Source organism: Amycolatopsis sp. NPDC049688 (genome assembly GCF_040674975.1).
Lineage (GTDB): Bacteria > Actinomycetota > Actinomycetes > Mycobacteriales > Pseudonocardiaceae > Amycolatopsis.
In genome coordinates, this window is the sequence record NZ_JBFANY010000034.1 from 1 (window position 1) to 14,428 (window position 14,428).

The 14,428-nt window shown below is 72.7% G+C and carries 11 protein-coding genes; 4 read left to right on the forward strand and 7 right to left on the reverse strand.

Features of this window, described 5'->3' with window-relative positions:
- Nucleotides 1–123 precede the first annotated feature (123 nt).
- On the reverse strand, nt 124–1,368 hold the full coding sequence (locus AB0J55_RS45260) for a low temperature requirement protein A (RefSeq protein ID WP_364264277.1): 1,245 nt from the start codon (nt 1,366–1,368) through the stop codon (nt 124–126).
- 401 nt (nt 1,369–1,769) lie between these two features.
- Here AB0J55_RS45260 and AB0J55_RS45265 point away from each other — a divergent pair, with 401 nt between their 5' ends.
- From AB0J55_RS45265 to AB0J55_RS45280, 4 genes are read left to right on the forward strand one after another with little or no spacing between them, the layout of a single operon-like run.
- Nucleotides 1,770–4,655, forward strand: a complete 2,886-nt coding sequence (locus AB0J55_RS45265; protein ID WP_364264280.1) for an ATP-binding protein — start codon at nt 1,770–1,772, stop codon at nt 4,653–4,655.
- Nucleotides 4,652–5,140: a roadblock/LC7 domain-containing protein gene (locus AB0J55_RS45270; RefSeq protein WP_364264283.1), complete on the forward strand. Its 489-nt coding sequence runs from the start codon at nt 4,652–4,654 to the stop codon at nt 5,138–5,140. The genes AB0J55_RS45265 and AB0J55_RS45270 overlap by 4 nt, the downstream gene beginning before the upstream one ends.
- Nucleotides 5,137–5,517 carry a DUF742 domain-containing protein gene (locus AB0J55_RS45275; RefSeq protein ID WP_364264286.1) on the forward strand — a complete coding sequence of 127 codons (381 nt, stop codon included), beginning with the start codon at nt 5,137–5,139 and terminating at the stop codon, nt 5,515–5,517. The genes AB0J55_RS45270 and AB0J55_RS45275 overlap by 4 nt, the downstream gene beginning before the upstream one ends.
- Nucleotides 5,518–5,534: 17 nt before the next feature.
- Nucleotides 5,535–6,308 carry an MHYT domain-containing protein gene (locus AB0J55_RS45280; protein ID WP_364264289.1) on the forward strand — a complete coding sequence of 258 codons (774 nt, stop codon included), beginning with the start codon at nt 5,535–5,537 and terminating at the stop codon, nt 6,306–6,308.
- Nucleotides 6,309–6,353: 45 nt separating this feature from the next.
- On the opposite strand, the gene AB0J55_RS45285 is transcribed toward AB0J55_RS45280, so the two are convergent.
- The 6 genes from AB0J55_RS45285 to AB0J55_RS45310 form a co-directional block, all read right to left on the reverse strand.
- Nucleotides 6,354–8,747, reverse strand: coding sequence for a hypothetical protein (locus tag AB0J55_RS45285; protein WP_364264292.1), 2,394 nt, complete (start codon nt 8,745–8,747; stop codon nt 6,354–6,356).
- A gap of 287 nt (nt 8,748–9,034) precedes the next feature.
- Nucleotides 9,035–9,772, reverse strand: coding sequence for a GntR family transcriptional regulator (locus AB0J55_RS45290; RefSeq protein WP_364264295.1), 738 nt, complete (start codon nt 9,770–9,772; stop codon nt 9,035–9,037).
- A complete protein-coding gene (locus AB0J55_RS45295) occupies nt 9,769–11,259 on the reverse strand; it encodes a beta-N-acetylhexosaminidase (RefSeq protein ID WP_364264298.1) in 1,491 nt (496 codons plus the stop codon). The genes AB0J55_RS45290 and AB0J55_RS45295 overlap by 4 nt, the downstream gene beginning before the upstream one ends.
- A complete protein-coding gene (locus AB0J55_RS45300) occupies nt 11,259–12,077 on the reverse strand; it encodes a carbohydrate ABC transporter permease (protein WP_364264301.1) in 819 nt (272 codons plus the stop codon). Before AB0J55_RS45300 ends, AB0J55_RS45295 begins: the two co-directional genes overlap by 1 nt.
- Nucleotides 12,074–12,997: a sugar ABC transporter permease gene (locus tag AB0J55_RS45305; RefSeq protein WP_364264304.1), complete on the reverse strand. Its 924-nt coding sequence runs from the start codon at nt 12,995–12,997 to the stop codon at nt 12,074–12,076. Before AB0J55_RS45305 ends, AB0J55_RS45300 begins: the two co-directional genes overlap by 4 nt.
- A gap of 71 nt (nt 12,998–13,068) precedes the next feature.
- Complete coding sequence (locus tag AB0J55_RS45310; protein WP_364264307.1) at nt 13,069–14,343, reverse strand: extracellular solute-binding protein; 1,275 nt, start codon at nt 14,341–14,343, stop codon at nt 13,069–13,071.
- Nucleotides 14,344–14,428: the final 85 nt, after the last annotated feature.

Below are 14,428 nucleotides of genomic sequence, written 5' to 3' on the forward strand. Positions count from 1 at the left end.
CGGGGGGGGGGGGCGGGGGTGGGGGCCCCTGCGCCCCCGCGGCCTTTCTGTTTGGTTTTGCGCGCTGTGGCGCCCCCCCCACCCCCCCCCCACCGCCCTCGACGCGCTCGCACCGCCGAGCGGTCACCCGGCCTTGGCCCGCCGTTCCCGCAGGAACGCCAGGGGGTTGTCGCCGAGGCTTTCGATGGCCCGGCGGCGGATCACCGTGCTGACCGCCGTCATGCCGACGCCCCAGAGCGCGACCACCACGACCACCGCCGGGGTCGGCAGGACCCGGGCGAGGTGGGCCAGGTTCACCGTCACCGCCAGGGCCGCGATCCGGGCCGCCCGCTGGTACCAGCGGGCGGGCTCGGCCGAGAAGACGCGGGTGCCCGCGACGTAGACCGTCAGGCCCGCGGTGAGCAGCCAGACCGCCGCGGACGGTGGGGAGTCGTGCAGCGACAGGTTCAGCCCCGCCGCGACCAGCAACAGCGCGAACGCCGGGGTCAGGTGGCCGCCCGCGTACAGCGAATAGGCGAGCGCGGGGTTGCCGCCGGACAGCCCGAGCATCTTCTCGGACAGCTCCGCGGCCGACGTGAAGTACAGCCACCACAAGGCGCCGGCGAGGACCAGGCCGCCGGCCATGGCCGCCCAGTAGGCGAAGTCGTCGGCCGGACGTTCGAGCGCGGCCGTGCCGACCGTGATCACCAGCTCGCCCAGCAGCAGGATCATGAACAGCCCGAAGCGTTCGGCGAGGTGGCCGGAGTCGACGGCCAGGTTCGGGTCGCGGGGCCCGTCGAAGATCGCCTGCCGCCGCGCCTGCGCGGTCGGCCGTTCACGGCGCTCGCCCCGGCGCCGGTGCCGGCCGCCGAGCAGCAGGAACCCGGCCTCCTGGAGCAGCGCGAACGCCCAGATCCCCCAGCCGCCGGGCACCACCGCCGAGACCGCGAACAGGACCGCGGAAATCGCGTACCCCGTGCTGATCCGGCGCTGGTCCATGCCGGGCCGCACGGGCCACCGGTGGGCGGCCGCCAGGATCACGCGGACGCCGGCCATGGCCGCCGCGAAGACCGTGGGGTGCCCGTCGAAGACGTGGTGCACCTGGGTGGCGGCGATCGCGCACGGGATCGTGCCGGCCAGCACGAACAGCCGGTCGGCCACGCGGCTGTCGTCCCCGCGGCGGTTGTAGAGCACGGCGAAGCCGATCCACGTCCACCACAGCGTGGCGAACAGCCCCAGCGCGCCGGCGATGCGGGCCCAGTGCGGGTCCGCGACGATGCTGTGCGCCACCTGGCCCACCGCGAACACGAACACCAGGTCGAAGTACAGCTCCACCCAGCCGACGCGCTTGCCGTGCGCGGCGCCGGTGTCCGGGTCCACATCGGTCACGGCCGCCGATTCTGCCGCATCCGGTGCCCGTGACCCCGGCCGGGCGCGGCGAGAATTAATAACACACCATTCGGACAATGGCCGAATTCGCCCCGGCGACTGCTGTGGGTAATTCTGCCGCCAGCGGGAACTCGGCGCCGGTTTACTCAGCGGTAGGCCGTGGAGCTGCGCGAACGCGCTTGAACGGTGTGCAAGCAGCGACCGCCGGAACACAATCCGTGAACCGCGGAAACAATTCGATCGTCCCGTTCCGAAACGCCGCCGCGCAGGGTTGACAAGGACGCGGGACGTGATGTCTTCTGCTGGTCGGCCTGATCAACGCCACGTCTTCCCTGGGGCCCTTCGACCTGTCCGAACTCGACGTCAGCCGTCCGCGCGGCTGGGAATCGAGCGATTCCGCCATGCACGAAAGCAGATCCACGCCCCGCCGCCCGGCGGACGCCGCGTGGTGGCCGGCGCACTGGAGCGTCCGCACCAAGATCAGCGTCGTCCTGCTGCTGCCGGTCCTGGTCGCGGTGGCGCTCGCGGAAGTTCGGATCCAGGGCGAACTCGACCGGGCGACGGCGCTCAGCGCGGCCCGCGACCGGCTGCCGGTGCTGCGCGACACCGTCGACCTGACCGCGTCGCTGGGCGAGGAGATGGTCGCCGCGGTCGCGGTCCCGGCGGGCGCCCCGGACACGCTGACCGCGGCGGTCGACGCGAAGGTGGCCGCGGTCCAGCGCGACACCGGTTTCGCGCCGCTGCCCGCCGACACCGGCCGGGCCCTCAACACCGCGCTGGGCAAGCTCGCCGGGATCCGCGCGGCCGGCGCCGGCGGCGGCGACGTCCGCACGAAAGCCGCCGGCTACAACGACATCATCGCCACCCTGGGCGACCTCGTGCCCGCGATCGTCGCGGCCGACGACGGCAGCGCGGAGACCACCCGGCTGCTGGTGCACCTGCGCGGCGAACTGGCCACCGAAGAGACCTACCGGCGCGCCGCGCAGACCAGTCCCGACGACGCTTCGCTGCGCCCGGCCGTCATCCAGACCGCCGCCGAGCAGGAGGTCCTCGCCGAACAGGCGGAGCACCGGCTGACCGGCGCCCAGCTGGCGAAGTTCGCCGCCGCGACCGGCGCGGCCGACAGCCGGCTCGACGCCCTGCAGGAGCCGGGCGGCGGCCGCCCGCTCGCGTCGCTGCTGCCCTCGATCACCGCCGAGGCCGCCGGGGTCACCGGCGTGCTGAACGACGTCGCGGCGCAGCTGGCGGCGAACGTGTCGGCGGCGGCCGACGAGGCGCGGTCGGACTCCCTGCGCGACACCGCGCTGGTCCTGGGCGCGCTGCTCGGCGCGCTCGCGATCGCGTTGCTGGTGGTGCGGTCGCTGGTCACGCCGGTGCGCCGGCTGCGCGCGGCCGCCCTGCGCGCGGCGAACGAACAGCTTCCGGAGACCGTCCGGCAGGTCCGGGAGGGCCACGACGTCGACTGGCGCGCGGTGCCGGACTCCGGGGTCCGGACGGAGGAGGAGATCGGGCAGCTGGCGCGGGCGTTCGACGACATGCACCGGCAGGCGGTCCGGCTCGCCGTCGAGCAGGCCGAGCTGCGCAAGCAGGTCAGCGAGATGTTCATGACGTTGTCGCGGCGCAGCCAGTCGCTGGTCGAGCAGCAGCTGACGATCATCGAGGACCTCGAGGCGGGGGAGCAGAACCCGCGGCGGCTGGACGAGCTGTTCCGCATCGACCACATCGCGACCCGCCTGCGCCGCAACGGCGAGAACCTGCACGTCCTGGCGGGCGGCCGCCCGGTCCGCCACGGTCGCGAGCCGGTGCCGGCCCGCGACCTGCTGCGCGCGGCGACGTCGGAGGTCAAGGACTACCGCCGGGTGGCGCTGGGCAACGCGCCCCGCGCCTCGGTCCAGCCGGAAGCGGCGGCGGACGTGGTGCACATCCTCGCGGAGCTGCTGGAGAACGCGACGCGGTTCTCACCGCCGGAGCACAAGGTGGCGCTGACGGCCGACCGCGGCGCGGACGGCGGGCTGCTCATCGAGGTCGTCGACCAGGGCCTTGGCATGACCCCGGAGGAGCTGGCCACGGTGAACGACCGGCTGGCGGCGGCCGGGACGGTCGGCCCGGAGACGACCCGCCGGATGGGGCTGTTCGTGGTGGGCAGGCTCGCGGCGCTGCACGGGGTGACGGTCCGCTTGCGCGCGACGGGAACGGCGGCCCGCCACGCGGGGGTGACGGCGAGCGTCCACGTCCCGGGAGCCCTGGTACTGGCGGACCTGGCCCGCCCGATCGGCGCGGGCCGCCCGGCGGCGGCGCGCAACGGCCATCCGCGGGCCCCGGAGGTCCCGGCGCAGGCCTCGACACCGATCTTCGAGCAGGTGGTGACGAGCTGGTTCACCGAGCCGGCGGCCAAGCCGGTGGTCCGGCGGAACGGCGCGACGCCCCGGGGAAGCTCGCCGGTGGAGTGGCCGGTCGAGGCGCCGGTGATTCCGGCTGATCGAGCCACCCGCGCGGGGGAAACTTCCGGAGTGCACCGGGCGGTTTCGGCGGACACGGGTGCGGATGCGGCGGTTGAGCGGGCGGACCGGAGCTCTTCGGCCGAGCCGGCGGGCCGGCCGGGCCTCGCCGAAAGCCTTCCGCCGCATCGAGTCGCGGAGGCGGGGAAGGGCGAAACCCTCCCGCCCCACCGAGCCGCCGAGGCTGGGCAGGCCGAGTCTCTTCCGCCGCACCGAGCCGCGGAGGTGGGGCAGGCTGAAGGCCCTCCCCCGCGCCGGGCCGCCGAGGTTGGGCACGCGGGAGCTCTTCCGCCGCACCGGGTGGCCGAGGCGGACCACGCCGAATCTTCTTCGCCGCACCGATCCGAGGCCAGGCTCGCCGAGCCTGCTCCGCCGCACCGAGCCGCTGAGGCGGAGCAGGTCGAAACCCTCCCGCCCCACCGAGCCGCGGCACCCGCTGCACCCGCGGCACCCGCGCACGCCGCGGTGCCGGAGCAGGCCGAAACCACCGTCGTCGGTGGCTGGGACACGCCCGCCGACCGTATGCGGCAAGCGGCCGAAAGCGCTCTCCGGCCCGCCGCCGCCCAACGGCTCACCGAGGCCGGGCTGCCGACCCGGCGTCCCGGGGCGCAGCTTGCGCCCGGTGCCGTTGTTCCGCGGGTGCGGGCGCAGACCGGTGAGGCGCCGTTCCGCGATGCCGCCGCCGTGCGCAGCAGTCTCTCGCGCCACTACCAGGGCATGCGCGCGGCGCGGCGGGAAACCGCCGGCCGCGCCGGAGAATCCGGAATGGACGAAGGGGATCCGCGATGACGGAACTGCACGCCCGCCGCGCCGAGCCGGCGGGCCGGTCCCTCAGCGGGACGCTACCCGGCCCCGCCGTTCCGCCCGAACGGGCGGCGACGCTGAACTGGCTGGTCAACGGGTTCGTCCAGGACGTGCCGGGGATCGCGCACGCCGTGCTGGTCTCCGCCGACGGCCTGCTCGTGGCCGCCGACGACACCCTGCCGCGCGAACGCGCCGACCAGCTCGCGGCCATCGCGGCCGGCCTGTCCAGCCTGTCGCTGGGCACCGCCGAGCTCTTCACCGCCGGGCGGGTGGTGCAGTCGGTGATCGAGATGGAGCAGGGGTTCCTGCTGCTGATGAGCGTCGGCGACGGCTCGAACCTGGTCGTGCTCGCCTCGACCGGCTGCGACATCGGGCTGGTCGGCTACGAGATGACGATGCTGGTCGAGCGGGTGGGGCAGAAGGTCGACGTGCCCGCGCGCGAGATACCGGTGGCCCAGGACCACCGGTGACCGAGGACGCGCCCGGGGACGAGCCGCGCCGCAGCCCGGCGCTCGCCCGCCCCTACGCGTGGACCGAAGGCCGGACCGCACCGGCGGTCGAGATCGCCGTCGAAGCACTGGTCGAGACCACGATGGCCGGCCGGGCCGAAGCCGGCTACCTGACGTCGAGCGCGCAGGCGGAGGTCCTCGAGCTGTGCGTCCGGCCGCGGTCGCTGATGGAGATCGCCGCGCTGCTGGCGCTGCCGCTCGGCGTGGTCCGCGTGCTCGTGTCGGACCTGATGCAGGACAACCTGGTGATCGTCCGCGACACGCTGTCGGACACCGCCACCTGGGACGAGCGCCACGACCTGATGGAACGCGTGCTGCACGGGCTGCGCGACCTGTAGCCCGGGAAGGACTCATCATGGAACACTTCGCGCTGGGGCACTGGCTGCTCGTGCTGGCGTACCTGACGTCGGTGGTCGGCTGCGCGCTCGGCCTGGCGTGCGCGGTGCAGGCCCGGTACGCGGCCGATCCCCGCCACCGCCTGCGGTGGCTGGTGCTGGCGGCGGTCTCGATCGGCGGCGTCGGCATCTGGCTGATGCACTTCGTGGCGATGCTCGGCTTCAGCACCCCGGGCATGCCGGTCCGCTACGACATCTTCCGCACGGTGCTGTCGGCGGTCCTGTCGGTGGCGGCGGTGTTCGCGGGCCTGCTGGTGGTGGGCGGCCGCGCGAAGTTCGGCTGGTGGCGCCTGGGGCTCGGCGGCGTGGTCACGGGCCTGGCGGTGAACGTCATGCACTACACGGGAATGTCGGCCCTGCGGGTGAAGGGCGACTTCGGCTACGACGGCGGCCTGGTGGCGCTGTCGGTGGTGATCGCGGTGGTGGCGGCCACCGCGGCGCTGTGGTTCGCGGTGTTCCTGGACCGGCTGTCGTTGCGGCTGCTGGCGGGCTTCGTGATGGGCGCGGCGGTGACGGGCATGCACTACACCGGCATGGCGGCGGTCCGGATGCACATGGACATGAACGCCCCGGACCCGGCGGGGGCCGAGGTGTTCTCGTTCCTGTTCCCGGTGTTCGTGGTGGCGGCGATCGCGATGGCCGTCCCGCTGTGCGCGGTGCTGCTGGCTCCGGCGGTCTCCCCGAAGGCGGCCGCCGCGGAATACACCGTCGCGGAAGACGCTGTCGCGGTGTGACGACGGCCCGCGGGGAACGTCCCCGCGGGCCGTCACTTCACCTCCCTACAGACTGCACAGCAGCGAGCACGCCTTGGCCGACGACCAGTCCGTTGTGGACTCCTGCGTCCCCGGCGGCACGTTCACCGGCACGTAACTCACCTTCGCCTTGTTGGTGATCGGGAACAGGTTCAACAGGGCGTACGTCGCGCAGTACACCTGCTTCGTCTCACCCGCCTGCAGGGTGAACGGACCCGTCTGGCACGACGGCTCCACCGTGTCCACCACCTGCGCCGACGTGATCCCCACCGGACCCTGGTTCGTCACCGTGATCCGCCAGTACGCCGAGGCCGCGAGCACCCCGAGCAGGCCCACCGGGGCCTGTTTCGCCCACGGACCCGCCCCGCCCGGGCCGCACTGGGCCGGGTGGACCGCCGTGCAGATCTCCTTCTCCACCGTCACCTTCGGCGTGCACGTCGCGCCCGGTGCCACCGGGAGCGTCACCGTGTTGGACGAGAAGGACCCCGTCGAGTCCGTTCCGGTGGCCGTGTTCGCCACCGAGGTCACCGCGCAGTCCGCCGAGATCGTCGTGCGGAAGCACAGCTGGGGTGCGTCGCCCGCGAAGTCGACCATCAGCGAGCCGCTGAAGCCGGCCGCGGAGTGCAGGACCAGGGTTGTCGTCACGGTGATCTGCGGGTGCGCCGCCACCGAGACGCCGGTCAGGTCGACCGAGCCGTCCGGGGCGAAGCCCGCGGTCGGCACCACCGCGCCGTCCTGGTCGACCACTGTCACCCGCGACGCCGCGAAGTCGACGTTCGCCAGGTCGACGCCCGTCAGCCGCGCCGAGGTGTAGCCCTGGACGTGCGAGCCTCCGTCACAGTAGAAGTCACCCGGACGCAGGGTCACCTGTCCGCCGGAGCGGACACACGGCGTCGCGCCGGTCGCCGGGTCCATCGAGAACAGCACCCCCGCGTCGCCCAGGCCGATCAGGCACCCCGACGGCGGGTCGTACGCGTAGCCGTAGTCCCGCGTGGCGCCGCCGTTCACCGACGGGTGGGTGATCCGCGCGGGCAGCCCCGCACACGTCGTCCCGGTGGTCCAGTCGTGGCACACCGCCGCACCCGCGATTCCGCCGTTCCAGACGGGGAGGTAGCTGCGCAGGTGTCCGCTCGGGTCGGTGACGACCTCCGGGTTGAAGACGTACGTCCCGTTGGGCAGGGCGGCCGCACCCGGCGGGGCGGGCAGGGCCGAACCGTCGAGGGCGAAGCACGTCGTGACGTTGGTGCCGCCGGTCGTCGACGAGCACGCGCCCACCGGGGCGCCGGTCGTGCTGAACGCCGTGTAGGCGTTGAAGGTGAAGTTGCCGGCCGGTCCGGTCGCCCGCCAGGACGCCCACCCGGCGCACGGCGCGGCCGTCGCCGGATCGAAACAGCCGAGCGACGGCTGCTGCGCGGTGCCGGGGTTCGACGAGGAGGCGAACACCTTGCCCGCCACCACGTCCAGCGCGCCGTAGACGTAGGCGTTGCCGCTGATGGCCGGCGCGATCGGCGCGTACGGCTGGCCGCCGCAGGCGCTCTGCGTCGCGATGGTCCAGCAGACCACCGCACCGCTGCTGATCAGGCCGTAGAGGTTGCCGCCGGTTTCGACGAACCCGGTGATGCTGTTCACCGCGGGGGAGCCGCCGGTGGCCGACAGCGGCCAGTACCCGCAGTTGGCCGCGGCGGCCATGTCGAGGCAGGCCACGCCGACGGACGACGCGGTGACAGCCGGGTAGTAGACCTTCGCGGGCGCCGCCGGGTCGCGCACGTACTGCTCTACCATCGTGGTCGCGATGTCGCCCGTCGCCCCGGTGCCCAGGGGACCGGTCGCGGTGTTGAGCGGCTTCGGCCACGGGCCGCCCGGGCAGCGCGCCCCGGTGGCGAGGTCGGTGCAGACCACCTTCGGCGAAGCGGCCCCCAGGTGGTGGTAGATGTTCCACGCCTGCAGCACGCCGCCCGGGGTGCGGTACAGGATCGGCGAGAAGCCGTCGCCGCCGGTGGCGGTGGTGACCGCCTGCACGGGCGGGGTGAGGGCGCCCGACAGCTGCGTCGCGTCGGGACCGGCGGCGGGGTTCGCCGCGCGGACCGCCGTCACCCCGGACGCCGGTTCGGTGCCGGTGAAGGTGCTGCCGTCGGTGGACCACTCCGGCGTCCAGCCGGGCGGCGCGTGCAGCGAACCGGGCTGGTAAGCCTGGCCCGCGCCGACGGCGTCGGTGATGGTGGCCGCACCGGTCGTGGTGGCGTGGTCGTCGTAGCCGATCACCCAGTTCGCGGTGGCGCCGTGGTCGGTGGGGGAACCGGTGCCCTGCACGGACTTCGTCAGCGCGGAGACCGGGGCCGGGTCGGCGGCCGCGGGCAGCGGGACGGCGACGGTGGCGGCGAGCACCAGAGGCAAAGCGGCCCCCAGCATGCGTCTTCGCATGGTTGGTCCTCGATTCTCGGGAATGTACCGGGAAACGATTTCCCGGCCGAAGGAAAATCCTATGCCGCACCGGCAGTGCGTTGAAGTGGTCTCACCCGGGCGCCGAAAAGGCGAAGCGAACAGCGCAATTGAGCACTATCGGGGCTCCTGTCACACCTGGCCTGACGAGGGGTTTTGCCGACAGTAGTCACTCGGATGGGTGCGGTGAATTCACTCGATCGGGTAACGCGTGGTCGCCGAATCGACCCGTTTCCGATCCGGTGAAGAATTATTCACCGGATCCGCGGTCAGCCTGATTCGGCGTCGAAGCGGAGTTTCGACGTGATGCGGTAGCGGTCGCCGCGGTAGACCGACCGGGTCAGTTCGACGATCCGGCCCGTCGTGTCCCGGGTGAGCCGTTCGATGTGCAGGATCGGGGCGTACACCGCGGTTTCGAGGAGCTCGGCCTGCTCCGGGTTGGTGACCGCGGGCTCGATCGTCTGCACCGCGTCCTGCACGGCGATCCCGAAGCGTTCCCGTAGCAGCCGGTAGAAGTTGCCGGTCTCGAGGTCCGCCGGCTGCAGGCCGGGAACCAGGGTGGCGGGCAGCGCCAGGTTTTCGATGGCGATCGGCTCGTCGTCGACGTCCCGGACCCGGGTGACGCGCAGCACCGGCGCGTCCGGCTCGAGTTCCAGTTCGGCGGCCAGCGACCGCGGGGCCGGGGAAACCGCGAACGCGACCACCCGGCTGGTCCAGTGGCCTTCGGCGGGCGGTACCGCGAGCCCGGTGGCGAGTTCCTGGGTGACCTTGTGCGGGCTGGTGAACGTGCCGCGGCCGCGCTGGCGCACGAGCAGCCCGGTGCGGGTCAGCTCGTCGATGGCGGCCCGCACGGTCGGGCGCGAGACCCCCAGCTCGGCGGCCAGGTCCCGTTCCGAGGCCAGCCCGGTGCCCGGGCCGGCGTTTTCGATCACCTTGAGCAGGTGCCGGCGGACGCGGTCGCGCTTGACGGTCGGTGGCCGGTCCATGGGTTCGTCGGCGACGGTCAAGGCGCTGTCTTCCCGGGTGTTCCGAGTGCGCCGGCGAACCGGACGCGCTCCTTCGGCAGGGCACCCAGCGCCCGCAGCCGGCCGAGGTGCCCGGTCAGGCGCTGGTGGAAGTCAGCATAACCGCGGCCCGGCGGTGACCACGCCCGCTCGGCCAGCGCGCACAGCCGCGGGAAGGCCAGGTGCCGCACGTGGTCGGGCGTCGGCGCGTGCTCGGTCCACAGCTGGGCCTGGGTGCCGAGCACCCCGGGCGTGGTCCCGTCGCTGACCGGCAGCCCGCCCGCCAGGGGATCGAAGCGGTGGACGTCCTCGAGGGTGATCACGGGCTCGCGCGGTGGCTCGCCGGGGTCCTCGCTCTGCCGGTAGTCGAAGTACGTCGCCGTGTGCGGCGCCATGATCACCCGGTGGCCGCGCGCGACGGCGAGTGCCCCGTGGGCGGCGTCGCGCCACGCCGTGACGATCATGCCGGCGGGCAACCGCCCGGCCGAGTGGCCGGTCTCGTCCCAGCACACCGCCTGCCGGCCCAGGCCCGCGACGATGTCGTGCAGCCGGCCGAGGAACCACGGGTGGAGCCCGGCGGGCGTCACCCCGAGCCCGGCCGCCTTCTCGCGTGCGAACGGGCTCGTCTCCCACTGCGTGGTCGGGCATTCGTCGCCACCGATGTGCAGGTGCGGCGACGGGAACACGTCGGCCACCTGGGCCAGCACGTCCCGGCAGAAGGCGAACACGCCGTCGTGGACGCCCAGGATGTCCGGGCTGATGCCCCATTCCGTCCACACCGGCAGCGCCACCGAAGGCCGGTTGCCCAGCGACGGGTAGGCGGCCAGCGCCGCGCGGACGTGCCCGGGCAGGTCGATCTCCGGCACGATCCGCACTCCGCGTCCGGCGGCGAAGGCGACCAGCTCGCGCAGCTCCCGCTGGGTGTAGAAACCGCCGTGGGGCACGCCGTCGAAGACGCCGCTGCCCGCGGGCCCGACCATCGATTCGGCCCGCCAGGCGCCGATCCCGGTGAGCCGCGGCCAGCCGCCGATCTCGATCCGCCAGCCCTGGTCGTCGGTGAGGTGCAGGTGCAGGACGTTGTACTTGTGCAGGGCCAGCAGGTCGACGAACTCGCGGAGGAACTCCATCGGCAGGAAGTGGCGGGCGACGTCGAGCAGCACCCCGCGCCAGGGCAGCCGGGGCGCGTCGCGGATCGTCAGGCACGGCAGCCGCGGGGACAGCTGGCGGATCGTCTGCACGCCGGCGAGCAGGCCCGCCTCCGTGGACGCGGTCAGCAGCGCGCGCCCGGGGGTGACTTCGAGGGTGTACTCCTCCGGCCCGAGCCCCGGCTTCAGCGCCAGCCGGATGACCGGTCCGTTGTGGACCAGCGGCAGGCCGGTGTACGCGGCGAGCAGCCGGGCCGGACCGTGGGTGCCGGGGCCGGCCAGGATTCCGGCGGGCACGCAGGAACCGGCGCGGCGGGTCAGCCGCGCGGGGAAGGGGATCAGCATCAGCCCTTCACCGCGCCCGCGGTCATGCCTTCGACCAGGTGGCGCTGCACGAGCGCGAAGAAGACGACGACGGGCAGCGCGAACAGCGTCGACGCGGCGATGAGACCGCCGTAGTCGGTGCCCGTGCTGGTGCTGAACGAGACCAGCCAGACCGGCAGCGTGTAGCCCGAGCTGTCCTTCATGATCACGTAGGCGAAGAGGAAGTCGTTCCACGCGGTGATGAAGGCGAACACGCTGGTCGCGATCAGCCCGGGCAGGACCAGCGGCAGCAGGACCGAGCGCATCACGCGGCCGCGCGTGGCGCCGTCGACCATCGCGGCTTCCTCCAGTTCGACCGGGATGCCGTGCAGGAACCCGCGCAGGGTCCAGATCGTGAACGGCAGCACGAGGGCCACGTAGGTGAGGATCAGCCCGAAGAGCGTGTCGAGCAGGTGCGCGCTCTTGAGGCCGAGGAACAGCGGGATGACCAGCGCGGGCACCGGCACCATCTGCAGCACCAGCACGCCGATGAGAAAGCTGCGGCGCCCGAAGAACCGGAAACGCGTCAACGCCGTCGCCGCGAGGAAAGCGACCACAATGGACAGGACGACGACCGCGACGACGACCACGACGCTGTTGACGAGGTCCGGCACGAAACCGGGCTTCGCCAGGGCATCGGCGAAGTTGTCCAGCGTGACGTCGAAGGGCAGGAACTCCGGGGTGGGCTGCAGGATCCGGCCCGCGGGCTTGAACGCCGTCAGCACCATCCAGTAGACCGGGAAGATCCACACCAGGCAGAAGATCGTGGCCGCCGCGTTGCGGCCGAACCGCCGGATCACAGCTCCTCCCCGGACCGGACGAGCCGCCGCACGTACACCGCGGTCAGTCCGACGAGCAGCGCGACCGAAACGACGGCGATCGCCGCGCCTTGGCCGAAGTCGTTGCGGCTGAACGCGCGGGTGAACGTCCAGATGCCCAGCGTCGTCGTGCCGCCGCCGGGGCCGCCCTGGGTGAGGATCCAGATCTGGTTGAACACGGTGAAGTCCCAGATGACCGAGAGGATGGTGACCAGGCCGAGGATCGGCTGCAGGAACGGGAAGGTGATCGTGCGGTGCACCCGCCACGGCCCGGCGCCGTCGAGGGCCGCGGCTTCGTAGTACGACCGCGGGATCTGCGTCAGCCCGGCGTGCAGGGTGAGCGCGACGAACGGGACCGACTGCCACACGACGAGCAGCCAGACGAGGGTGAACGCCGACATCGGGGTGGTCGTCCAGTCGTGCTGGGTGAGGTCCCCGAAGCCGAGCCGGGTCAGCAGCCAGTTCACCACGCCGTAGCCGGGCTGGAAGAGCCACTGCCAGACCAAAGTGGACGCCACGTTCGGCAGGGCCCACGCCGCGATCAGGCACAGCGTCACCGCCGTGCGCATCCCGCGGCCCAGGCGCTGCAGCAGCAGGGCGACGGAGAATCCGATGACCAGCGTCCCGGTCACCAGCGCGGCGCAGAACCCGACGCTGCGGGCGAGCACCGGCACCAGCAGGGGGTCGCCGAGCACGGCGGTGTAGTTGTCCAGGCCGGCGAAACCCGTCTTGCCGGTGAACAGCGACCGCAGGCCGTACTCCTGCAGCGAAATGACCACCAGCCGGACGAGTGGGTAGCCGAGCACCAGCCCGAGCAGCGCGGCGGCGGGCAGGAGCAGGCCGTAGGGGAGCAGGGACCGGCGTCGCGTTCTTTCCCGGGTGCGTGCCTTCTCGAGCAGCACGGGATCTCCTTCGCGGAAGCAGGGGCGGGGTGGTCCGGCGGGGACGGCGGTCGGCCGGGCCACCCCGCCGGTCAGCGGGCGCCCAGCGCCTCGGTCAGGTGGGCGTCGAACTCCCGGGCCGCGTCGGCGATCGGCCGGCGCCCGGTGGCGATGTCGGCGAAGAAGGAGTTGATCGACTTGTCGCTCTCGATGGTCGCCCAGCCGGGCGCGGCCGGGGTGGCGACGCTGGTCTTCGCCGCGGTGGCGAAGGCCGCGTTGAGCGGCGGCAGGGTGGGCGTGATCCGGTCGATCAGCTCGGTGGAGATCGGCGTCCAGCCGTCGATGCCGGCGATGGCGTCCCGCTGCACGGCCGGGTCGGCCGCCGTCTTGAGGTAGGCCAGGGCCAGGTCCTGGTTGCGGCTCTTGGCGGCGACGGCGAGGTCCGAGCCGCCGAGGAACACCGGTTGCGTCTTCCCGGCGGTGGCGCTGGGGAACGGGAAGGTGCCGAGCCGGTCCTTCAGTTCCGGCTTGTTCTTGAGCACGGTGTTGACGCTCGTGTCGAGGATGGCCGCCGCGCCGCCGGAGGAGAAGATGGCGGCCTGGTCGGGGGCCTTGGTGTCGACGTTGCGGGACGCGGGGGAGGAGTAGGCGTTCTGGAAGTCCTTCCACGCCTGCAGGCCCTTCAGCGCTTCCGGGCTTTCCAGGGCACCGGCCCACTTCCCGTCCTTCTGCGTGGCGATCTGCCCGCCGGCGTCCCAGACGAACTGCAGCGCGCCGAACCAGTACCGGCCGGGGAAGTGGAAGGCCGAGTAGTCGGGTGCGGGGTGCTTGGCCTTGATCTTGTCCAGGGCCGCGGTGAGTTCGGCGAAGGTCTTCGGCGGGGTGGTGACGCCGGCGTCGGCCCAGACCTGCTTGTCGTAGATCACCGCCCGGTTCCCGGCGAACAGCGGCGCGGCGTACAGGTGTCCGTCCACAGTGGCCGGCCCGGCCAGGCCGGGCAGCCAGGTCTGGCCCGCGGCGAGCTCGTCGCGGTGCGGGTTGAGGTCGGTCAGCGCGCCGTTGGCGGCGAACAGCGGGACGTCGGTGTTGCCGATTTCGATGACGTCGGGCGTGGTGTCCTGGGCCAGGGCGGTGCTGATCTTCGTGTTGATGTTGTCCCATTCCTGGATCTGCACGGTGACCTTGGCGCCGGTGGCCTTCTCGAAGGCGGCATTGATCGCGGCGGTGGCCTTGTCGCTGAGGTCGCCGTTCATCAGCCAGACGGTCAGGCTTCCGCCCTGCGCGGGGGCGGCGGGAGTGTCGGTCCCGCAGGCGACGGCGGTCAAGGCGGTGACGGCCAGCGCGGCGGCGAGAGTGCGTCTGCGCACGGTAACTCCTGGGAGGGCGGCGGAAGTGCGTGGTAGGGGCGGTCGTGAGTGAGAAACAGTGTCAGAACACTGTTTCTCACTCACG

Coding starts and splice junctions, on each gene's coding strand:
- AB0J55_RS45265 (WP_364264280.1), top strand. CDS start 1,770: ATGCACGAAAGCAGATCCACGCCCCGCCGCCCGGCGGACGCCGCGTGG.
- AB0J55_RS45270 (WP_364264283.1), top strand. CDS start 4,652: ATGACGGAACTGCACGCCCGCCGCGCCGAGCCGGCGGGCCGGTCCCTC.
- AB0J55_RS45280 (WP_364264289.1), top strand. CDS start 5,535: ATGGAACACTTCGCGCTGGGGCACTGGCTGCTCGTGCTGGCGTACCTG.
- AB0J55_RS45285 (WP_364264292.1), bottom strand. CDS start 8,747: ATGCGAAGACGCATGCTGGGGGCCGCTTTGCCTCTGGTGCTCGCCGCC.
- AB0J55_RS45295 (WP_364264298.1), bottom strand. CDS start 11,259: ATGCTGATCCCCTTCCCCGCGCGGCTGACCCGCCGCGCCGGTTCCTGC.